Origin of the sequence: Shewanella cyperi, assembly GCF_017354985.1 — a bacterium.
GTDB classification, from domain to species: domain Bacteria; phylum Pseudomonadota; class Gammaproteobacteria; order Enterobacterales; family Shewanellaceae; genus Shewanella; species Shewanella cyperi.
The window spans coordinates 2,856,538-2,876,676 of sequence record NZ_CP071501.1 but is presented as its reverse complement, the minus strand read 5'-3'; the positions used below and the strand labels follow the sequence as shown (position 1 = coordinate 2,876,676).

The 20,139-nt window shown below is 56.9% G+C and carries 17 protein-coding genes and 8 tRNA genes; 19 read left to right on the top strand and 6 right to left on the bottom strand.

Going from position 1 to position 20,139, the window contains the following annotated elements; all coding sequences use genetic code 11:
• Nucleotides 1-35: 35 nt before the first annotated feature.
• The 13 genes from JYB84_RS12585 to JYB84_RS12525 all read left to right on the top strand — a co-directional run bounded on the left by JYB84_RS12585 (nucleotide 36) and on the right by JYB84_RS12525 (nucleotide 6,170).
• Nucleotides 36-1,247 (top strand): aspartate kinase, encoded by a 1,212-nt coding sequence (locus tag JYB84_RS12585; protein WP_207320403.1) that lies wholly within the window; start codon nucleotides 36-38, stop codon nucleotides 1,245-1,247.
• Nucleotides 1,248-1,361: 114 nt separating this feature from the next.
• Nucleotides 1,362-1,556: a carbon storage regulator CsrA gene (gene csrA, locus JYB84_RS12580; protein ID WP_207320402.1), complete on the top strand. Its 195-nt coding sequence runs from the start codon at nucleotides 1,362-1,364 to the stop codon at nucleotides 1,554-1,556.
• A 251-nt stretch (nucleotides 1,557-1,807) separates the two neighbouring features.
• Nucleotides 1,808-1,899: transfer RNA gene (locus JYB84_RS12575), tRNA-Ser, on the top strand.
• A 23-nt stretch (nucleotides 1,900-1,922) separates the two neighbouring features.
• A tRNA-Arg gene (locus tag JYB84_RS12570) sits at nucleotides 1,923-1,999 on the top strand.
• Between the two features lie 35 nt (nucleotides 2,000-2,034).
• Nucleotides 2,035-2,111: transfer RNA gene (locus JYB84_RS12565), tRNA-Arg, on the top strand.
• A gap of 29 nt (nucleotides 2,112-2,140) precedes the next feature.
• A tRNA-Arg gene (locus JYB84_RS12560) sits at nucleotides 2,141-2,217 on the top strand.
• 37 nt (nucleotides 2,218-2,254) lie between these two features.
• A tRNA-Arg gene (locus JYB84_RS12555) sits at nucleotides 2,255-2,331 on the top strand.
• Nucleotides 2,332-2,361: 30 nt separating this feature from the next.
• Nucleotides 2,362-2,438 (top strand) — tRNA-Arg (locus tag JYB84_RS12550).
• A 7-nt stretch (nucleotides 2,439-2,445) separates the two neighbouring features.
• Nucleotides 2,446-2,537: transfer RNA gene (locus JYB84_RS12545), tRNA-Ser, on the top strand.
• Nucleotides 2,538-2,580: 43 nt separating this feature from the next.
• Nucleotides 2,581-2,657 (top strand) — tRNA-Arg (locus JYB84_RS12540).
• Between the two features lie 340 nt (nucleotides 2,658-2,997).
• Nucleotides 2,998-3,252: an OadG family transporter subunit gene (locus JYB84_RS12535; RefSeq protein WP_207320401.1), complete on the top strand. Its 255-nt coding sequence runs from the start codon at nucleotides 2,998-3,000 to the stop codon at nucleotides 3,250-3,252.
• Nucleotides 3,249-5,012, top strand: coding sequence for a sodium-extruding oxaloacetate decarboxylase subunit alpha (gene oadA / locus JYB84_RS12530; RefSeq protein WP_207320400.1), 1,764 nt, complete (start codon nucleotides 3,249-3,251; stop codon nucleotides 5,010-5,012). The genes JYB84_RS12535 and oadA overlap by 4 nt, the downstream gene beginning before the upstream one ends.
• 27 nt (nucleotides 5,013-5,039) lie before the next feature.
• Nucleotides 5,040-6,170: a sodium ion-translocating decarboxylase subunit beta gene (locus JYB84_RS12525; RefSeq protein ID WP_207320399.1), complete on the top strand. Its 1,131-nt coding sequence runs from the start codon at nucleotides 5,040-5,042 to the stop codon at nucleotides 6,168-6,170.
• Between the two features lies 1 nt (nucleotide 6,171).
• On the opposite strand, the gene JYB84_RS12520 is transcribed toward JYB84_RS12525, so the two are convergent.
• Together JYB84_RS12520 and JYB84_RS12515 are read right to left on the bottom strand one after the other, a co-directional pair.
• Nucleotides 6,172-6,339, bottom strand: a complete 168-nt coding sequence (locus JYB84_RS12520) for a hypothetical protein (protein WP_207320398.1) — start codon at nucleotides 6,337-6,339, stop codon at nucleotides 6,172-6,174.
• Between the two features lie 110 nt (nucleotides 6,340-6,449).
• Nucleotides 6,450-7,724 carry a dicarboxylate/amino acid:cation symporter gene (locus tag JYB84_RS12515; RefSeq protein WP_207320397.1) on the bottom strand — a complete coding sequence of 425 codons (1,275 nt, stop codon included), beginning with the start codon at nucleotides 7,722-7,724 and terminating at the stop codon, nucleotides 6,450-6,452.
• A 310-nt stretch (nucleotides 7,725-8,034) separates the two neighbouring features.
• Here JYB84_RS12515 and JYB84_RS12510 point away from each other — a divergent pair, with 310 nt between their 5' ends.
• From JYB84_RS12510 to JYB84_RS12495, 4 genes are all read left to right on the top strand, one after another.
• Nucleotides 8,035-10,866 carry a M16 family metallopeptidase gene (locus JYB84_RS12510; RefSeq protein ID WP_207320396.1) on the top strand — a complete coding sequence of 944 codons (2,832 nt, stop codon included), beginning with the start codon at nucleotides 8,035-8,037 and terminating at the stop codon, nucleotides 10,864-10,866.
• Nucleotides 10,867-11,039: 173 nt separating this feature from the next.
• Nucleotides 11,040-12,614, top strand: a complete 1,575-nt coding sequence (gene gshA, locus JYB84_RS12505; RefSeq protein WP_207320395.1) for a glutamate--cysteine ligase — start codon at nucleotides 11,040-11,042, stop codon at nucleotides 12,612-12,614.
• Nucleotides 12,611-13,027 (top strand): hypothetical protein, encoded by a 417-nt coding sequence (locus JYB84_RS12500; protein ID WP_228290769.1) that lies wholly within the window; start codon nucleotides 12,611-12,613, stop codon nucleotides 13,025-13,027. The genes gshA and JYB84_RS12500 overlap by 4 nt, the downstream gene beginning before the upstream one ends.
• A gap of 69 nt (nucleotides 13,028-13,096) precedes the next feature.
• Complete coding sequence (locus tag JYB84_RS12495) at nucleotides 13,097-13,714, top strand: transglycosylase SLT domain-containing protein (protein ID WP_207320394.1); 618 nt, start codon at nucleotides 13,097-13,099, stop codon at nucleotides 13,712-13,714.
• Between the two features lie 25 nt (nucleotides 13,715-13,739).
• Here the strand turns inward: JYB84_RS12495 and JYB84_RS12490 are convergent, their stop codons facing one another.
• The 4 genes from JYB84_RS12490 to dauA form a co-directional block, all read right to left on the bottom strand.
• Nucleotides 13,740-14,963, bottom strand: a complete 1,224-nt coding sequence (locus JYB84_RS12490; RefSeq protein ID WP_207320393.1) for a sensor domain-containing diguanylate cyclase — start codon at nucleotides 14,961-14,963, stop codon at nucleotides 13,740-13,742.
• A gap of 131 nt (nucleotides 14,964-15,094) precedes the next feature.
• A complete protein-coding gene (purK, locus tag JYB84_RS12485; protein ID WP_207320392.1) occupies nucleotides 15,095-16,180 on the bottom strand; it encodes a 5-(carboxyamino)imidazole ribonucleotide synthase in 1,086 nt (361 codons plus the stop codon).
• A 2-nt stretch (nucleotides 16,181-16,182) separates the two neighbouring features.
• On the bottom strand, nucleotides 16,183-16,674 hold the full coding sequence (gene purE / locus JYB84_RS12480; RefSeq protein ID WP_207320391.1) for a 5-(carboxyamino)imidazole ribonucleotide mutase: 492 nt from the start codon (nucleotides 16,672-16,674) through the stop codon (nucleotides 16,183-16,185).
• A gap of 213 nt (nucleotides 16,675-16,887) precedes the next feature.
• Nucleotides 16,888-18,636: a C4-dicarboxylic acid transporter DauA gene (gene dauA / locus JYB84_RS12475; RefSeq protein WP_207320390.1), complete on the bottom strand. Its 1,749-nt coding sequence runs from the start codon at nucleotides 18,634-18,636 to the stop codon at nucleotides 16,888-16,890.
• A 267-nt stretch (nucleotides 18,637-18,903) separates the two neighbouring features.
• Here dauA and JYB84_RS12470 point away from each other — a divergent pair, with 267 nt between their 5' ends.
• Both JYB84_RS12470 and JYB84_RS12465 read left to right on the top strand, forming a co-directional pair.
• On the top strand, nucleotides 18,904-19,494 hold the full coding sequence (locus JYB84_RS12470) for a sigma-70 family RNA polymerase sigma factor (protein WP_207320389.1): 591 nt from the start codon (nucleotides 18,904-18,906) through the stop codon (nucleotides 19,492-19,494).
• Nucleotides 19,481-20,128: a hypothetical protein gene (locus tag JYB84_RS12465; RefSeq protein ID WP_207320388.1), complete on the top strand. Its 648-nt coding sequence runs from the start codon at nucleotides 19,481-19,483 to the stop codon at nucleotides 20,126-20,128. Before JYB84_RS12470 ends, JYB84_RS12465 begins: the two co-directional genes overlap by 14 nt.
• Nucleotides 20,129-20,139 lie beyond the last annotated feature (11 nt).

Genomic DNA, 20,139 nt, shown 5'->3' with positions numbered 1-20,139 from the left:
GGGCATGTATCACGCTGGGCAGTAGCAGGCTTTTTGTGAATAAACTTTATGTGAAGAAGTTCGGTGGCACCTCGGTTGGGTCCCTCGAACGTATTGAGGCGGTGGCCGATGCCATCGCCAAGGCTCACTTTAACGGTGAGCAACAGGTGTTGGTGCTGTCGGCCATGGCCGGTGAAACCAACCGTCTGTTTGCCCTGGCGGCCGAGGTGGATCCCAAGGCTCACCCCAGGGAACTGGATATGCTGGTGTCCACCGGAGAGCAGGTGAGTATCGCCCTGATGACCATGGCGCTGAGCAAGCGTGGGGTCAAGGCCCGCTCTCTGTGCGGTGGCCAGGTGAAGATACTGACCAATAGCCAATTTGGCCGGGCGGCCATAGACAAGGTGGAAACCGAGTACCTGAAGGCCCTGCTCGATTCCGGGGTGCTCCCCGTGGTCGCGGGATTTCAGGGGGTCGACCCCCAGGGGGATATCACTACCCTGGGGCGCGGGGGCTCGGACACCACGGCGGTGGCAATAGCCGCAGCGCTGAAGGCCGATGAATGCCAGATTTTCACCGACGTCTGCGGTGTGTACACCACGGATCCGAATCTGGAACCCAGTGCCCAGAAGCTGGATGAAATCAGCTTTGAGGCCATGTATGAAATGGCCAAGCTGGGAGCCAAGGTGTTGCATCCCGACAGTGTCGCCTGTGCCGAGCGCTACCGGGTGCCTCTTAGGGTGCTGTCGAGCTTTGAGCATGGCAGCGGCACCCTGATCCGCTTTGACGGCACCGACATGGCCGAGGCCGGCATAGTGGGGATAGCCGTCAGCAAGGGCCTGGGCTTGGTGTCATTGAGTGAGGTGGCAAAAAACACCGAGATTGAGAAGGCCTTGTTTCAGTGCCTGCTCAATGGCGGCGTGGAGACCGACCTGGTGGTCAAGCTCGACGCGGCCGATGGCCTTGGTCTCACCTTGCCGGTGAATGCCATGGAGCAGTGCCTGAGATTGCTGGACGAGCTTGGCAGCCAGCATTCGCTGGGCACTGTTAGTTACGAGACCGGTTTGGCCAAGGTGTCCCTTGTCAGTAACGGCGAGCTGGCGCTGACGGATGTGGCATCCAGGGTATTTGAAATTTTGGCTGGCGTCGGTATACAGGTTAAGCTACTGTCGACGTCTGAAATCAAGCTGTCAGTAGTGATAGCTGAAGAGAAACTACAACACGCCGTTCGCGCACTGCATCACGCTTTCGCCTTAAATAAGGTGTAAGTAAATGACGGTTTTAGTATTGAATACTATTAATTTGTACTAAGCTGACCTTATAATAAGGACGTATGCGGGGCAGTGCCGTGTGTATGATATGGGAACTTAAGGAGCAAACGAATGCTGATTTTGACTCGTCGTGTTGGTGAAACACTGATGATTGGTGATGAAGTCACAGTGACAGTGCTGGGTGTAAAGGGCAATCAGGTCCGTATCGGTGTGAATGCGCCTAAAGAAGTATCTGTTCACCGTGAAGAGATCTACCAGCGTATTCAGTCAGAGAAAACCGGTACCTCAGAAGGCGGTAACTACTGAGACCCGCAACTGCTTGTAAAGGGCAATAGAAGAGTCAGTATTATACTGGCTTTTTTATTGTCCAAATTTTAGATGAAGCTGCTTGATTTTTATCATTTTTTGCTCAATAAACTCGCAGTGTTGCTCCAGAATGAATGCGGATTTCAGCCCGTTGCCAAAGCAGCTGATTAAAAACAGGGCAAACGGAATTCCTTTCCCAAAAAGGGTTTGACTTATTTCCGTCAAACAGTAATATGTGCGCCAAGAAAACCGGAGAGGTGGCCGAGTGGCCGAAGGCGCTCCCCTGCTAAGGGAGTATGGGCTTTATCTCCCATCGAGGGTTCGAATCCCTCCTTCTCCGCCATTTTCTTAAAGCGTTAAAAGTGTGCGCATGTAGCTCAGCTGGATAGAGTACCTGGCTACGAACCAGGCGGTCGGAGGTTCGACTCCTTCCATGCGCGCCAGCTTTTTTCGTTTTTAGCAGTAAAGAAAACAATTCGCGCATGTAGCTCAGCTGGATAGAGTACCTGGCTACGAACCAGGCGGTCGGAGGTTCGACTCCTTCCATGCGCGCCACTTCTGCTTCTGTATTTCTGATTTATCACGCGCATGTAGCTCAGCTGGATAGAGTACCTGGCTACGAACCAGGCGGTCGGAGGTTCGACTCCTTCCATGCGCGCCATTTCAGACTTCAGAATACTGCACAGACTCTTTGAAACGCGCATGTAGCTCAGCTGGATAGAGTACCTGGCTACGAACCAGGCGGTCGGAGGTTCGACTCCTTCCATGCGCGCCAAGAGTCCCTAAAGATTGACCCGAATTCAATGCGCATGTAGCTCAGCTGGATAGAGTACCTGGCTACGAACCAGGCGGTCGGAGGTTCGACTCCTTCCATGCGCGCCAAATTCGCGGAGAGGTGGCCGAGTGGCCGAAGGCGCTCCCCTGCTAAGGGAGTATGGGCTTTATCTCCCATCGAGGGTTCGAATCCCTCCTTCTCCGCCATTCTTTACTATACTCACAGGCAATCGCCCGAGTACCGATTTATGCGCATGTAGCTCAGCTGGATAGAGTACCTGGCTACGAACCAGGCGGTCGGAGGTTCGACTCCTTCCATGCGCACCAAATAAAAGCCCCTGAGTTTGACTCAGGGGCTTTTTTATTTCTTCCAACTGTCCAACCTATCCAAGCTGATTATCTCTCATGCTCTGTAGCCACAAAGCGATAATGATTGTGTGCTTATTGAGCATTTTGTTATGGATTTCTCATTTAATCAGCATATAAACGATACTTTCCTGAATTCCCCGTCTTAGCTCATTAGACATTGGTCATACCATTTTACAAAGCTTGTGGCTGAATTGTTGTATATTGGTTATCTTATTGTCAGCGCTATTGCGTTCGATTCGACACCCTATCGGACTTGGCACGCTGCTCTCCGGCGTTAAGAACAGACAAAGGTATTGCTATGACATCGATCATTTCACAACTGGGAGAAGCCCTTTGGCTCCTTGTATTGGGTATGGGCCTGGTTTACCTCTTTCTTGGGCTGCTGATCCTCGGTATTCATTGGGTAGCGCGTTTCTATGGCCCCGAGGCAAAGCCGCAGCCGGTTCCTCCGGCTGCCCGGCCTGCCATTCCACAGGGGCTGGACCCAAAGGTACTTGAAGCCATACGCATTGCCATTTTTCAACACAGAACCCGGGAGGGACAGAATCAATGAGTAAGCCACTGGCCCTGACCGATGTGGTGCTGAGGGACGCCCACCAATCCTTGCTGGCGACCCGGTTGCGCATCGACGATATGTTGCCCATTGCGGCCAAACTTGATCAGGTGGGTTACTGGTCGCTGGAAACCTGGGGCGGCGCCACTTTCGATGCCTGCATTCGTTATCTGGGGGAAGATCCCTGGGAAAGATTGCGGCTGCTGAAGCAAGCCATGCCCAATACGCCGCAACAGATGTTGCTGCGGGGACAAAATCTGTTGGGCTATCGCCACTACGCTGATGATCTGGTGCACAGGTTTGTCGAGCGCGCCCACGAAAATGGTATGGACGTATTCCGTATTTTTGATGCCATGAATGATGTGCGTAACCTGCAGGAAGCGGTGCGGGCCGTCAAACAGGTCGGTGCACACGCTCAAGGTACCATCTCCTACACCACCAGTCCGGTACACAATCTCGATACCTGGGTGGACATGGCCAAACGCCTGGAAGACATGGGCTGTGATTCCCTGTGCATCAAGGATATGGCGGGATTGCTCAGGCCCATGGAGGCCTTTGAACTGGTCAGCCGACTCAAGAGTCAGACCGGCCTGGTGATTGCCATGCATTGCCATGCCACCACGGGACTGTCCACCGCCACCTATCAGAAAGCTATTGAGGCCGGCATAGACGTGCTGGATACCGCCATTTCCTCCATGAGCCAGACCTATGGTCACAGCGCTACCGAAACCCTGGTGGCCATGGTGGAGGATACCGAGCGCAGTACCGGTCTGGATCTGGCGCTGCTGGAAGACATAGCGGCCTATTTCCGCAAGGTCCGCAGGAAGTATGCCCGTTTCGAGGGGGCATTGCAGGGCATTGATTCCCGTATTCTTCGGGCCCAGGTGCCCGGCGGCATGCTCACCAATATGGAGAGCCAGCTCCGTGAGCAGGGGGCGCTGGACAAGCTGGATCTGGTGCTGGATGAAATCCCAAAAGTCCGGGAAGATTTGGGTTTCCTGCCGTTGGTGACGCCCACCTCTCAGATAGTGGGCACCCAGGCAGTTATCAACGTGCTTATGGGAGAAAGATACAAGTCCCTGACCCGGGAAACCGAGGGCGTGCTTAAAGGGGAATACGGTGCCACCCCTGCGCCGGTGAATCCCGAGTTGCAGGCGCGGGTGCTGGCGGGTAATGAGCCCATCAACTGCCGTCCGGCAGATCTGCTGCAGCCCGAATTGGACAGGTTGCGCAGTGAGCTCAGTGCCCGCGCCGCCAGTGAGCAGTTTCTCCTTTGTGACGGCCTCGATGACGATGTACTTACCTACGCTCTGTTTCCGCAAATCGGGCTGCAATTTTTGCGCAACCGCGGCAATACCGATGCCTTTGAGCCTGCACCGGGGACTGAGCCTCCGCCATCCGTCAGCACCGGGCCTGAAACCTACACTGTGACGGTCGAAGGCCAGCGTTTTGTGGTTGAGGTGTCCGCCGGCGGTGAGATAAGCCAAATCCAACCCCTTGGCGGTGCCTCAAAGCCGAGCCCTGTGGTGCCTGAGACAGGCGAATGCAGGCTGGAGATGAGTGCTCCCCTGTCCGGCAATATCTTCAAGGTTCACGTATCGCCGGGAGACAGGGTTTGCGCCGGAGACGTGGTGATCATCTTGGAAGCCATGAAGATGGAAACCGAGATCCGCGCCCAGGCCGATGGTGTTATCGCCAAGCTGTGGGTCAAGGAAGGGGACTCGGTGACGGTCGGTGCCCAGCTCTTGTCATTGGTTTAAAGCCATGTCCTTGCTTTAGGAGACGTTATGGATGGATTGCTGGCCTTCTGGGCCGAGACGGGCCTGGCCCACTTCAGCGCCGGTCAGGCGCTTATGATGGCAGTGGGTGGCCTGTTACTTTACCTGGCCATAGTGCGGGGATTTGAGCCGCTGCTGTTGTTGCCCATAGGCTTTGGTGCCGTGCTGGCCAACATCCCCAATGCCGGCTTTACCGAAGAGGGGGGCCTCTTGTACTACGCCTACCATGTGGGCATAGAAACCGGGGTGTTTCCCTTGCTGATCTTTATGGGGGTGGGTGCCCTGACGGACTTTGGGGCGCTTATCGCCAACCCCAAAACCTTGTTACTGGGGGCCGCCGCCCAATTCGGCATTTTTGCGACCCTCATCGGTGCCATTGCCCTGAACCTGGTGCCTGGGTTTGAATTCAGCCTTAAGGATGCGGCGGCCATCGCCATCATAGGCGGCGCCGATGGTCCGACGGCTATTTTCCTGGCTTCCAAATTGGCACCTGAGCTATTGGGGGCCATTGCCGTGGCGGCCTATTCCTATATGGCACTGGTGCCCATCATACAACCGCCGATTATGCGCGCCCTGACCACACCTCAGGAACGGGCCATCAAGATGGAGCAGCTGCGGGAAGTCAGCAAGCAGGAGAAAATTATTTTTCCGCTGATGGTATTGGGCCTGACAATTCTGTTTCTGCCGGCGGCCACGCCTCTGGTGGGCATGTTTTGCCTGGGGAACCTGATGCGCGAGTCCGGGGTAGTGGACAGGCTGTCCAACACCGCCCAAAACGAGCTTATCAACATAGTGACCATATTTCTCGGCTTGGCGGTGGGCTCCAAACTGTCGGCGGCGCAGTTTTTGCGCATGGAAACCCTGGGGATCCTGGTGCTTGGAGCCATAGCCTTTGCCATTGGCACCGCGGCCGGGGTATTGATGGCCAAGCTGATGTGCAAACTCAGTGGTGGCAAGGTCAATCCGCTCATAGGTGCTGCAGGGGTGTCGGCTGTGCCCATGGCGGCGAGGGTGGCCAATAAAGTGGGACTGGAAGCCAATCCCCACAATTATCTGTTGATGCACGCCATGGGCCCCAACGTGGCCGGTGTGCTGGGCAGTGCGGTGGCAGCGGGTATCTTGCTTGCGGTACTGGGCTGACTCAGTGTGTCAGCCACAGCAGCAGGCTGAGCAGGGCAATCAGAATGCCACTGCCACTGAGAATATAAACATAGCCTTGCTTACCCTCGGCAAGGGGGATGCGCCTGAAGTACAGGAACACGCTCCACAGCAGGCAAAGAAGCAGGGGTAAAAGAAAGAGTCTGGTCATTGCACTTACTGGTGATTGTTGATGAATCCAGTTTAGGCGCCATAACCGGAATCACCAAGTGCTTGTAAAACAAAAGGCCGCCCCAAGGCGGCCTTTTGTTTGGCTGCATTTTAGGCGCGGACTTCTTCCTGTTCTTCTTCCACGACTTCTTCGACAGAGGATTCTTGCTGCTCAAACTTGGCCAGATCCAATTGTCCTTCCGATTTACCTACCACCACAGCGGTCATCATGTCGCCGGTGACATTGGTACAGGTGCGTATCATGTCTATTACCCTGTCGATGGCGGCGATAAAGGCTATACCCTCCAGAGGCAGGCCGATAACACCCAGGGTGACGGTCAGCATCACCATGGCGCTGCCGGGAACCCCGGCTGTGCCCACCGAGGCCACTGTTGCGGTCACAGCAATCAACATATAGTCGGTCATATCCAGCGGGATGCCGTAAATCTGGGCGATGAAGATGGCGGCGATGGCCGGATAAATACCGCCACAGCCGTCCATGTTCATGGTGGCGCCCATGGGCAGCACAAAGGCGCTGTAATTCTTGGTCACGCCCATTGCCTCGGTACAGCGGGTCGTTACCGGCAGGGTGCCAAAGCTTGACGCGGTGCTGAAGGCCACCAGCTGTGCCGGCATGGCCTTGCGGAAAAACTGCAACGGACTCAAACCCGCGCCGAATTTCACCAGGCCGCCATAGACAAAGATGATGTGAATAAGGGCGGCAATATAAATCGCCAGGATGAACTTGCCCAGGGGCAGCAGGGTTGAGAGACCGTATTCACCCACCACCCAGGCCATCAGACCAAATACCCCAATGGGGGTCAGCTTCAGTACCATGCGGGTCAGCTGGAACATGACCTCGGCGCCGGCCTCAAAGGTGCGTTTGAGTGGCTCGGCTTTTTCACCCACGCCGTTGATGGCGATACCGATAAGGGCGGCAAAAACGATGATCTGCAGCACCTTCCCATCGGCGAGGGACGCAAAGGGGTTGACCGGGATCATGTCCAGCAACACCTGGGCAAAGCCGGGGATATTACGCTCGCGCACCTCTGTGGTGGCCAGTGCCATTGAGCCACCCATATCAATGGCGCTGCCAACGGCCAGACCTATCAGTGAGGCTATGGTGCCGGTCAGCATGAACATACCGAGGGTCTTTATGCTCAGGCGCTTGAGGTTGGCGGCGTTGCCAAGGGAGGTGATGCTGACCACTATGGCACAGAGCACCAGGGGCGCAACCAGCATCTTGATGGCGCTGATAAACAGTTCGCCCAGGGGCTTGAGCAGGGTCGCACCCTCGCCGAAAATGACCCCGGTGACAGTACCCAGAGCAAAACCCAGCAGCACTTTCTGCCAGAATGGAATTCGATTAAGTGTTTGAAGCAACATGCAGATCCCCGAAATTAGCTGGTGTGGCACTCATTGTCCGTCGATGCCCGCCGAGAACCACCATAGGTCATTGTAACGGCAGGGGGCGAGTGCGACCAAAACGTTTTTCTTATAACTTATTGTGCGGCAAGCGTTTGTTTTGCTGTCGTTAACATGACACCCTTTTGCAACATGCACAAGTCCGGTAACCGGAGCGCTTTGTGGAAAAATCTGCTTACAGCTCGGCAACAGGCCCGGCTTGAGCCGGCGTCATTGTCTGTTATAGTCAGCCCTTGGCTGAATCATTTGCTTTGTATATAAGGAACTTGCCATGAAAAAATGGATCCTCGCCGCCGCGATATCGGCAGCTTTGAGCGGCTGTGCCCACCAAAGTCCCGCTCCGGAATTGCCCCAGGGCATTAGTTTGCTGGAAACCGTATCGCCCTCTTCGCAGCAGGTTGGCATTCCTTACAAGAAATACCGGCTGGCCAATGGCCTGACCGTTATACTGCATCAGGACAACTCGGATCCCCTGGTGCATGTGGACGTGACCTACCATGTGGGGTCAGACAGGGAGCGCGCCGGTCGCAGCGGTTTCGCCCATCTGTTTGAACACATGATGTTTCAAGGCTCGGAGCACGTAGCCGATGAGCAGCATTTCAAGGTGGTGACCGAGGCCGGTGGTGAACTCAATGGCACCACCAACACAGACCGTACCAATTATTTCGAGACAGTGCCGAGCAATCAGCTGGAAAAAATGCTGTGGCTGGAATCTGATCGCATGGGTTTCCTGCTACCGGCTCTGACCAAGGAAAAATTCGAGGTCCAGCGGGAAACGGTGAAGAACGAGCGTGCCCAGCGCATCGACAACCAGCCCTATGGCCGCATGTCAGAGAAATTTAATCAGGCCCTGTATCCCGCCGGACATCCCTATTCCTGGCCCGTCATCGGTTGGCCAGAAGATCTGGAGCGCGCCAGTGTCGAGGATGTGAAACACTTTTTCCAGCGCTGGTACGGTCCCAATAATGCGACCCTGACCATAGGCGGCGATTTTGACGAAACCCAAACCCTGGCCTGGGTGAACAAGTATTTTGGTGAAATCCCGGCCGGTCCCCAGGTGCAGCCCCTGCCCAAGACCCTGGTGACTCTGGACAAGACCCGCTACATCTCCATGGAAGACAAGGTGCACCTGCCGCTGCTGCGTCTGGCGTTTCCCACTGTTTACGCCCAGCATGAAGACGAGGCCGCCCTGGATCTGCTGGCCAATATTCTCGGTGGTGGCAAAACTTCCCTGGTATACAAAAATCTGGTGAAAGACGGCTATGCGGTGCAGGCCGGTGCCAGCCATCCCTGTCAGGAATTGGCCTGTCAGCTGGCGTTTTATGCGCTCGCCAACCCGGCCCGCGGAGGCAGCCTCAAGGAGCTCGAAGCCAGGTTGCTGGAGTCCATCAAGGAGTTCGAGAGCCGCGGTGTGACCGATGAAGACCTTGAGAAGGTTAAGGTGCAATTTGAGTCCGACACCATATTCAACCTCCAGAGCGTGCGCGGTAAGGTGTCGACCCTGGCCTACAACCAGACCTTTTTCGATAACCCCAACATGGTGGCCCACGATCTTGAGCGTTATGCCAGCGTGACCAGGGCCGACGTGATGCGGGTATTTGCCAAGTATGTCAAAGACAAGCCTATGATGGTGATGAGCGTGGTGCCTGAAGGTGCCATGGCGCTCGCGGCCGCCGAGGATAACTTCAGCGCGCCGGCCCCCTTGGTGGCGGCATCGGCGGTGGAAGGCAAGTTAAACGACGCCAAGCCCATATCCAGTTTTGATCGCAGCGTCATGCCGGCCTCAGCCAAGGCGCCTGTGCTCAAAGTGCCGACCCTGTGGCGCAGCACCCTGGCCAATGGTATTGCGGTACTTGGCACCGAAAGCCGCGAAACCCCGACCACGGAAATTGTCATTTATCTCAATGGCGGCCACAGATTGGAACCCGTGGCCAAGGCCGGCTTGGCCAGCCTCACTGCCTCTGTGCTCAATGAATCCAGTGCCAATCGCTCCACCGAAGAGCTGACCCAGGCCCTGGAGTTGTTGGGGGCAAGCGTTGAATTCGCCGCTGCCGATTACCAGAGTCACATCAAGATATCTACGCTCACCAGTAAGCTGGACGCCGTGCTGGCCATAGTGCAGGAAAAACTGCTGCAACCGGGTTTGTTGCCGGGTGACTTTGAGCGTGCCAAACAGCAGACACTGCAAACTCTGCAGCATCTGGCCTCGGATCCCAACTTCCTGGCATCCAGTGCCTTTGCCAAACTCCTATATGGTGACAGCCCATTGGGGGTCAATGACCAGGGCTCCGCGGCCAGCGTGGCCTCGCTGACGCTAAAAGACGTGAAAGACTTTTACGCCTTGCAATACCAGGCCGGCAACGCCCAGATAGTGGCTGTGTCCAGTGCGCCAAAGGACCAGTTACTCAAATCATTGGCTGTGCTCGGCCAGTGGCAGGGGGAAGCCGTGCCCGTGCCGCCCTTGCCGCCACTGCCAACGCTTGCCGGTGGCACCCTGTACCTGCTCGACAAGCCGGGGGCGGCCCAATCGGTCATTTCCATTGGCAAGGTGGCCATGCCCTATGATGCCGAAGGTGAATACTTCAAGTCTTTCCTGATGAACTATCCCCTTGGTGGCGCGTTCAACAGTCGCATCAATCTCAATCTCCGGGAAGACAAGGGCTACACCTACGGCGCCAGAAGTTTCTTCAGTGGCGGTGTGGAGACCGGCAAGTTCATGGCTACCGCCAGCGTGCGTACCGATGTGACCGCCGAGGCCATTAAAGAATTTGTCAAAGAAATAGGCCAATATCGGGAGCAGGGGATCCGCGGCGATGAGCTGGCCTTTATGCGTAACTCGGTATCCCAGGGACAGGCACTGGATTATGAAACGCCTTTCCAGAAGGCGGGCTTTATGCGGATGATCCAGCGTTATGGCCTAAAGGATGATTTCACCGTGCGCCAGGGGGAAATTACCGACAGCATCAGTGCCGCCGAGTTGAATCAACTGGCGGCCAAGCAGCTGGATCTGGGACAGATGGTGATCCTGGTGGTGGGCGATAAAGCGCGGATTGAAGCCTCGCTCAAGGCCCTGGGATATACTGTTGAGCCGCTGGTATTGTAAAAGGGGGCGACCATCCCCATATAAGCAGCAGCCGGGATAACCGGCTGCGCTGATTTGCTTGCCTGGCAACCGGGTTTGGCATTATTTTGAAATCAGTCTGAAAGCAGGCGGTCGGCTACGCGGTCTGGCTGTACTCTGTGCCCTAGGGCGCGACAGAATGTAGAGAAAATCAATTGACACAATTCAATGAGAAGCTGGAATTTCTCTCCGATGAAGCAGGGCGCAATGCGCTGCTGGGGATGCGCCGGGGTATAGAACGTGAGGCCCTGAGGATCAATGCCTGCTGCCAGCTTGCCATGGACGATCATCCCAGGGCGCTGGGTTCAGCCCTGACCCATTCGCGCATTACCACGGATTACAGCGAAGCCTTGCTGGAGTTTATTACTCCCGTGGCCCACGATATTGACAGCCTGCTGACCGGCCTGACCGAGACCCATGCCTTCAGTGTCCGCAATCTCAATGGTCAGAAACTCTGGCCCGTGAGCATGCCCTGTTATGTGGGTAAGCTGGAAGACATTCCCATCGCCCGATACGGCAGCTCCAATAATGGCAGGCTCAAGACTTTGTACCGCAAGGGACTGACCTACAGATATGGCGCCCTGATGCAGATTATCTCCGGGGTGCATTTCAATTTCTCGGTTGCCGACGAACTCTGGCCCCTGTTGCAAGCCTATAGCCGCAAGCAGGGCAGGGAGCCGGTGGGGGACTTTGTGTCCGAGTCTTACTTTGGCCTTATCCGCAACTACCGCCGCCTGGTGTGGGTGCTGCCCTACCTGTTTGGGGCGTCGCCGGCGCTCTGTTCCTCCTTTATCAAGGGGCAAAAAACTGACCTGGCCTTTGAGCGCACCGGCAAGGGCACCCTGTATCTACCCTATGCCACCTCGCTGCGGATGAGCGATTTGGGCTATACCAACCGCGAACAGGGATCACTGAATCTGAGTTACAACTCACTGCCGGACTATCTGGCGGGGATCCAGGCCGCCATTCATATGCCGTCGGCCAAGTTTGCCGAGATTGGCGTCAAGGTGGACGGCGAATATCGCCAGCTCAACAGCAATATATTGCAGATAGAAAACGAATTTTATGCCCCTATCCGCGCCAAGCGGGTGACCCGGACGGGCGAGAAACCCTCCGAGGCCCTGGCCCGAGCTGGTGTGGAGTACATTGAAGTGCGCGCCCTGGATGTGAACCCCTTCAGCCCCGTGGGTGTGGAGGCCAGTCAACTCAGGCTGCTGGATCTGTTCCTGCTGTACTGCTTGCTTGAGGAGTCACCGGCCTCCGATGCCACAGAGGAAGCGGAAATCGCCGCCAACCTGCGCAAGGTCATTCTCGAAGGGCGACGCCCGGGACTTATGCTCAGCCGCCGCGGTGAAACTCTGGGCCTCAAGGATTGGTTGCTGGAAATTTTTGATCGCATGACGGCGCTGGCGGATTTTCTCGATGATGACACCCAGGCTTACCACGAGGCCTTATCCGTCTGGCGCGCCGCGGTTGAGAATCCCGCCTATACCCTGTCCGGACGCATTCATCAGGCCATAGTGGTTGAGGGAAAGGACCACAGTGATTGGGTAATGACCCTGGCCAATCAGTACCAGGAATATTTCAAAGCCTATCCACTCAGTGCCGAGGTGGAGCAGGGGTACAAAGACGAAGCCAAGGCCTCGCTCGACAAGCAGCAAGCGCTGGAAGCGGCTGACACCCAGGATTTCGACAGCTTCCTGGCCGATTATTTCAAGGTACCATCGTGAGAAAGCTTTTGCCCTTGCTGTTGCTGCTGGGGGGCTGCTCTTCGGCCCCCGATGTGCAGCTCAGCTGCGGCATTGTCTCGGGCTATCTGGAGCCCCCGGCTGCGGAACATCTGTACCGGGTGGTGGTGACCCACCTCAATGACAAGGCGGTATTGTCCCGGCCCAATTTTCGTCTGAGCCCCGGGGTGTATCGTTTTACCCTGGCCGAGCTGATTGACGATCCACGCCTGAAGGTGGCTCTGGCCGCCCGTGGCACCAAGTATTTGGATCTTAAGGTTGAGGCCGGTAAGCGTTATCACCTGGCGGCGCAGCTGTATACCGACAAGCCCTACGTGGGCAATAACCCGGATTACTGGCAGCCCAAGGTGTGGCAGGAAGAGGCTGTGGAGTGTGAGCCGGATGTGCAAAACTGAGCCACAGTGCATTGCATCCCATTGAAGTTAATGGGACACTTTTTTCCTCACTCTCAGAATGGATGCCCTATGACCCCCAAGGCCAAGGCTGTCCTCCCGCTGTTGCTGCTGAGCCTGGGAGGCTGCGCCACATCCCCGCCAAAGGATCCCGATAACCTCTGTGCCATCTTCAAGGAGCACAGGGGCTGGTACGACGCTGCGGTGGCGACCCGTGACAAATGGGGCGTTCCCGTGCACGTGCCGCTGGCGATGATGTATCAGGAAAGTTCTTTCAAACACGACGCCGCACCGCCCATGGAGTATGTGCTGGGCTTTATCCCCATTGGCCGCGCCAGTGATGCCTATGGCTATGCCCAGGCCAAAACCCTCACCTGGGACGACTATGTCAGGGAGACGGACAATGGCTGGGCCAGCCGCAGTGATTTTGATGATGCCATGGATTTTATGGGCTGGTTTATCACCAAGACCCATAAGTTGAATGGCGTGTCCAAATGGGACGCCAGGGCCCAATACCTCAATTATCACGAAGGCTGGGGCGGATATCGCAAGGGGACGCATAAGGGCAAACCCTGGCTGCTGAAGGTGGCCGCCAAGGTGGATGCCAGATCCAAACGCTATGCTGCCCAATATAAGGGCTGCAAGGAGGATCTGGACTCATCCTGGTTGTGGCGGGTATTTTTCGGCTAACCAGGCTCGTTAGTCTTACGGCCTGCTAGAGGTTGGCGACCCTTTTGCGGTTGCCCTTGTGGCGGTACATGGCGGCATCGGCCAGGGTAAAGGCCTGTTCCCAATGACCGGCATAGGGCACTATGCCATAACTGAATCCTACCTTGATGGGGCCGTCGGCCAACTCTTCCAACATACATTGCAGTTGTTCCTGCAGGCGGTATTCCGGCCCCTGGCACAGGGCAACGAATTCATCGCCACCGAAACGGGCCAGCAGTTGCTTCTTGCCCCAATATTTCTGCATCACCTGGCTCAATAGCTTCAGTGCCTGATCGCCCCGGGTATGCCCGAGCTGATCATTGATTTTCTTTAAGTTATCCATATCAATCAGCACCAGGAAGCTGCCCAGACTGTCATTGTGCTGCCAGTTGGGCACCTGCTCTTCGAAATGACGCCTGTTGTGCAGTCCGGTCAGGGTGTCGAATTGGGCCAGCTGGGTAATGCGCCGGGATTTCTGGTACAGGGAAATGGCGTTGGCGGCCTCGTGGGTGAGTATCGACACCAGGTTGCGGTCATAGTCGCTGAAGGCGCCCATTTGGCTGCTGTCGAGATTCAGCATGGCGTACAGCTTGCCGTCGATGTGGATTGGGCTGGAGAGGGTGGAGCGTATGGGGTCCTTGGCTGCGGTCAGCAGTATTTCCTGCTCTTCCTCTGACAGTGTGCTGCCGGCATTGATATTGCGCATATCGTCTATGACCACCACCCGGTCGCATTTGCCCTTGGTGAGTCGGTACTCAAAGGATTGCTCCAGGGTGAAGTGAATCGTCTTCAGGCGGCTGATATCTATGCCAACACAGGACTCAAATTCCAGCTGATGGGTGTCGGGGTCGACCCGGATAATACTGCCCATTTCGGCGCCATTGATCACACTGACCGCCTTGTTGAGCAGGGCGTCGAGAAAGGCGTGTTCGTCCTGATAATGGCTGGAGAGAAGCACCAGCTCATAGGTGGCGTCGTTGATCCCGACCACCTGTTCCAGATGGTGCCAAAGGCGGCTGATCCTGCCCTGATGCAAATAGTAGCTGAGGCTGTATCCCAGCAGATAGACCAGGCATACCAGCAACAGGGCCATCCAGTTCACCCCGCTTTCGGGGGCAAACAGCATAAACAAGCCCATAAACAGGGCCAGTGGCAGTGCCAGCAGCAGAATATGAAAGCGGTAGTCGAGGGTATCTATGCGTTTACGTTTGAGGCTATCCCGTTGCTTCACTTTATGCAGTCCATTTTGCCAAAATCAGCTGAGCCATTATAGCCAGGTTGCCTGCCAAAGTACCACAGATAGCAAACAGCCCCGTAGAGACGGGGCTGTGATCCGGGCCGCATTACGGGATTTAATGCTGCTTAAAACTCACTGCTGCGCAGGATCCACTCCAGCGGCGCCTGGTATTGGAGCGGCATCCAGGACTTGAGTTTGGCTACGCTGTCTTCCAACATGGCAGTGTTATGTACCGACAGGTTCAGGTGGCCCACCTTGCGGCCGGGGCGCACTTCCTTGTCGTACCAGAACAGCTCGGCGTTGGGCAGGCTCAGCCAACGGTCGTCCTTGTCTATACCGATAAGGTTGACCATGACACAGGGGAAATTCACCTGGGGTTGCTGGATGGGCAAGTTGCACAGGGCCCGCAGATGCAGCTGGAACTGATCCATATGGGTACCGGCCTGGGTCCAGTGACCCGAGTTGTGTACCCGTGGCGCCAATTCATTCACCAGCAGGTGTTCACCGACCCGGAAGCATTCCATGGCCATCACGCCCACATAGTTAAGCCCGTGCATTATGGTGCCGAGCATGGCATTTGCTTCGTCCTGCAACGGCGCCAATCTTGGCAGCGGCGAGATGGAGGCCATCAAAATGCCATCCTGGTGCAGGTTCAAGGTCAGGGGGTAGAAGAAACATTCGCCACTGTGGGTACGCACGCCCACCACGGACACTTCTTCATCGAAGTCGATGGCCTGCTCGGCGATGGCCAGGTTGCGCCAGTCAGCGGGAATTTGACCGTTTTCGGCCTGCTTGAGCCAGTGCTGGCCCTTGCCATCGTAGCCGCCGGTGCGGCGCTTCATCAGTACCCGCTCGCCGTATTTGGCATACAGGGCGTTGACGTCTGTGTTGTCATCCACCAGTTCCCAGGGGGCGGTGGCGACCTTGAGCTCGTCGAGCAGGGATTTTTGGCTGTAGCGGTCCGCAAGGCGACCAAATACCGGGCCATTGATGAAATTTCTGTGGCTGGACAGTTGCAGGCTCAGGGCCGATTCCGGCCACTGCTCGCGCTCGGCGGTGATAATGTCATCGTCGGCCAGCAGCAGTTTGACATCTGTCGGGGTCATGATGTCCACCGGCAGCACTTCAATTGCCAGTGGCTGACCCGCATGGCTCAACATGGCACCGAGCTGACCATTGCCCAGTACCCAGACTTTTTGCTTGCTCGCCATGATTACTCGTCCCTCGGATCCGGATTGTCCAGTACGCTTTGGGTCTGCTCGGCGCGGAAGGCTTCCAGGCGCTCGGCCAGGGCGGCATCATTGTTGGCCAGGATCTGGCAGGCCAGCAGCCCGGCATTGAAGGCACCGGCTGTGCCTATGGCCAGGGTGCCGACGGCAATGCCCTTGGGCATCTGCACTATCGACAGCAGGGAGTCCATGCCATTGAGTGCCTTGCTCTGTACCGGTACGCCCAGTACAGGCAAACGGGTCTTGGAGGCCAGCATGCCCGGCAGGTGGGCCGCACCACCGGCGCCGCCGATGATCACCTGAAAGCCCTTGTCTGCTGCGGTGGCGGCAAAATCCATCAACTTGTCCGGGGTCCTGTGGGCGGAAACCACCTCAACATGATAAGGCACCTGCAGTTTATCCATGATCTCTGCGGCAGCTTCCATGGTGGGCCAATCACTCTTGGATCCCATTACGACAGCAACGAGGGCTTGCATGATAACTCCTTAACAACTGATTTTATTTATATTTGCCTGTGAGCAGGCTAGGGTACTTGGGCTTTCGCGCAGGCTTGGCGCCAGCGGGAGCTTGAATGGGGCGAAATGATAGCATGGCGGCGTGGTTTTGGCTGCCTTTTCGATCGCCCCCGGCAGGAAGGCGCAGGCCTGCCGGCCAGCGCCTATCGAGCTGAGGTCTGCTTATGTCGGAACCTATGTCTGGGAGGGGGTGGCGGGCGCTGGATGCTGATCACTGTGCTGCGGCAGGGCCGCCTGCAGTTCATGGTAAAAACTCAGGTGCCCCGGGATCCCCCTGATGCCGGCCTTGGCCAGCACCCGCAGGCCCTGGAAAGGCACGGCCGCAATCAGCAGCTCTTTCTGCTCCTGAATCACCCACTTGATGCAGCGCTCCAGGGCAGCCAGCCCCCCAGCATCCAGCAGGGACACGTTTTGCCAGTCCAGCACCAGATAACGGCTGTCCTTGCCCCGTAACATGAGTTCCGAAAACAGATTGTCGGCGGCGGCAAAAAACAGCGGCCCATCAATGCGATACACCTGCCAGTCTGCCGGTAGCGGTTGGGGCACATGCCTGGGATTATCACTGATGTCGGTTAAGCGGGTCATGGCGGCAATTTCTTTCATAAACAGCAATGAGGCCAGCACTATGCCGACCGTGATGGCTATGACCATGTCAAACACCACGGTCAGGCCAAAGCAGCACAGGAACACCAGGATGTCGCTGCCCGGAGCCTGGCGCAGCAGCTTCAGGGCTTTGGGGGCTTCGCTCATGTTCCAGGCCACCAGCATCAGCAGGGCTGCCATGGTGGCCATGGGGATGTAAGCCAGTATCCGGGTTAACGCCAGCAAGGCCAGCAGAACCACCAGAGCGTGGAAGATGGAGGCCAGCGGGCTGCGGGCTCCGGCGCGGACGTTGGCGGCGCTGCGGGCGATGGCAGCGGTGGCGGGAATGGCGCCGAAAAAGGGTCCGATCAGATTACCCAGTCCCTGGCCCAGCAGTTCGCTGTTGGCACTGTGGCGGGTACCTGTCATGCCATCGAGCACCACGGCACACAGCAGCGACTCTATGGCGCCCAGCATGGCAATGGCAAAGGCCGAAGGCAGCAAGGCCTGGATAAGGGACAAGGACAGTTGCAGCGGCTGGCCCTTGGCATCTACCTGATCCCAGGGCCAGGCAAATTGCGGCAGCAGTGGCGGTATACCGTCACCGCGGCTGCCATCGGTAAGCAGGTAGTGAAAGCGGCTGCCTATGGTCTCGACCGCCATGCCATTTTGCCCCAGATACCAGGCCAGCAGGGCACCGATGAGGATCGCCGGCAGATGGGGCGGCAGAGGCGTCTTGAGCCTGGGCCACAGCAACAGAGTCAGCAAAGTGATGCTTGCCACCAAGAGTTCGGCCAGGTGCCAATTCGGCAGTGCCGTTCCCAGAGCCGCCAGCTTGCCCAGATACTCGGCGGGCATGGTCTCGATAGGCAGTCCGAGCACATCTTTAAGCTGCAAGGTGGCAATGACCACAGCAATCCCTGCAGTAAAGCCAAGGGTGACGGGCTCGGGTATGTACTGAATAAAGCGTCCCAGGCGCAATACTGCCATGGCTATGAGTATGAGCCCCGACATCAGGGTTGCCAGCAGCAAGCCGCCCAGACCGAATTCGCTGGCCACAGGAAAGAGCAATACCACGAAGGCGGCGGTGGGGCCGGAGACGCTGAAGCGTGAACCGCCGCACAGGGCGATGATCATGCCGCTGACAATGGCGGTATAGAGGCCGTATTGTGGCGCTACGCCGCTGGCGATAGCCAGCGCCATGGCCAGGGGGATGGCGATTATGCCGACCGTGGTGCCGGCAAGCAGATCATGAATAAGTGCCTTGCGGTTGTAATTATTACGCAGGCTATCCTGCAGCGCGTGGCCGGGTTTAAGGGACGTCAGATGGGTACGGTGCATGACAGGTCGGAGCAGGGAAGGAGAGCCATTATTGTAGAGGTTCGTCTGGAACGCATTTTGTGATCAAGTTGGCATTTTTTACCGGAGTTGGGGTGCAGGAAGAAAATAACCCCTTTGTCGTGTTGTGGCGTTTATAACCCAAAGGATCCCCGCGAAAAGGGGCGGCACGAGTGTAGCAATGGTGAACGCCATCGCGGCTTTTCGCGCATGGACAAGCGGGCGGGCAAGGGGCAAACTGTTGTTATTCATGCCTTAACAGAGCAACAGATGACAGCCTTATCCGCGGTGGCAAGGGATACCCAGAGCGATGCAAGCCTGATGCTGGATTATGCCGGTGGCGATATCCGCGCCTTCGAATGCCTGTACCTGAGGCACAAGGGCGGACTGTACCGCTTTTTTGTGCGCCAACTGGGGGATAAACAGTTGGCCGAAGATTTGTATCAGGAAACCTGGGGGCGGGTGATAAAAGCGGCGCCGAGTTATCAGGTCAGCGCCAAATTTACCACTTGGTTGTATCGCATCGCCCACAATTTGCTGATAGATCATGTGCGGGCGGTCAAACCCCTGGATCAGCTGCAGGAGTTTGAGTTGGAACATGTTGGTGATGCCAATACGCCGGAATCCGCAGCGCTGCAGCATCAGCAGGCCTTGGCCCTTAAGCTGTGCATTGGACGCTTGCCGACGGTACAGAAGGAGGCGTTTTTGCTCAGCAGTGAAATGGGGCTGACTGCCCAGGCCATCAGCGAGATTGCCGGTGTATCCCTCGAGGCTTGCAAGAGTCGCGTACGCTATGCCTACCAGAGTTTGCGTCAGTGTTTGAACCGGCGTTTGCAGGAGAGTGTCGATGAAGTCCTCTGAGCAAAAATTTGCCGACATGGGCACCGAAGAGCGCCGCAGTGCGGAGCAATTGGATGCGCTTTACCGGGAGGGGGCCGATGAGTTGCCCGGCGAGACCGTCGATAGCCGCATTCTGGACATGGCGCGGCAAGGCTTGGGACAGCCCAAGGTGAACCGGCCTTGGTGGCGGGAGAATCCTTTGGCCATCAGCAGCGCAGCGTCCTTGCTCTTGGTGGTGGCTCTGGTGTGGCTCAACCCCGCCATGCAGGGAGGCGATCCCTTACCCCTGAACCCCGAGTCCTTGCCCCTGAACCCAGAGTCCCTGTCCCTTGAGTCGATGGAGCAGGCGTTGCCTGCTCCTGTGATGAGCTCGCCAGGCAGTGCAGATGCGAGTAGCGCAGATTCTGCCGCTCTGGCGCCGTCAGTTTCAATGTCCCGTGCCGCCAAGCAGGTACCGGAGGCGGCCAGAACGGCCTTGCTACCCGAGCCTGTGGATGTGGATGCGATGCTGGCGGAGGTGAGCACCTTGCTGGACAAGGGCGATAAAGAGGCCGCCGCTCAGCGCCTTGCCGCACTGCTTGAGGCTGAGCCAAGCCTGACCCATGTCCAGCGGCAACGCCTGGAGAGTCTGCAACAGCGCCTGGCACAGCCTTGAGGGGCTGGCTT

Excerpts from the sequence above, each read along its gene's own strand:
- JYB84_RS12525 (WP_207320399.1), top strand. The coding sequence starts at position 5,040 with ATGGATGGATTGCTGGCCTTCTGGGCCGAGACGGGCCTGGCCCACTTC.
- JYB84_RS12465 (WP_207320388.1), top strand. The coding sequence starts at position 19,481 with ATGAAGTCCTCTGAGCAAAAATTTGCCGACATGGGCACCGAAGAGCGC.
- JYB84_RS12535 (WP_207320401.1), top strand. The coding sequence starts at position 2,998 with ATGACATCGATCATTTCACAACTGGGAGAAGCCCTTTGGCTCCTTGTA.
- JYB84_RS12515 (WP_207320397.1), bottom strand. The coding sequence starts at position 7,724 with ATGTTGCTTCAAACACTTAATCGAATTCCATTCTGGCAGAAAGTGCTG.
- purE (WP_207320391.1), bottom strand. The coding sequence starts at position 16,674 with ATGCAAGCCCTCGTTGCTGTCGTAATGGGATCCAAGAGTGATTGGCCC.
- JYB84_RS12470 (WP_207320389.1), top strand. The coding sequence starts at position 18,904 with ATGACAGCCTTATCCGCGGTGGCAAGGGATACCCAGAGCGATGCAAGC.
- JYB84_RS12510 (WP_207320396.1), top strand. The coding sequence starts at position 8,035 with ATGAAAAAATGGATCCTCGCCGCCGCGATATCGGCAGCTTTGAGCGGC.
- oadA (WP_207320400.1), top strand. The coding sequence starts at position 3,249 with ATGAGTAAGCCACTGGCCCTGACCGATGTGGTGCTGAGGGACGCCCAC.
- dauA (WP_207320390.1), bottom strand. The coding sequence starts at position 18,636 with ATGCACCGTACCCATCTGACGTCCCTTAAACCCGGCCACGCGCTGCAG.
- csrA (WP_207320402.1), top strand. The coding sequence starts at position 1,362 with ATGCTGATTTTGACTCGTCGTGTTGGTGAAACACTGATGATTGGTGAT.
- JYB84_RS12520 (WP_207320398.1), bottom strand. The coding sequence starts at position 6,339 with ATGACCAGACTCTTTCTTTTACCCCTGCTTCTTTGCCTGCTGTGGAGC.
- JYB84_RS12495 (WP_207320394.1), top strand. The coding sequence starts at position 13,097 with ATGACCCCCAAGGCCAAGGCTGTCCTCCCGCTGTTGCTGCTGAGCCTG.
- purK (WP_207320392.1), bottom strand. The coding sequence starts at position 16,180 with ATGGCGAGCAAGCAAAAAGTCTGGGTACTGGGCAATGGTCAGCTCGGT.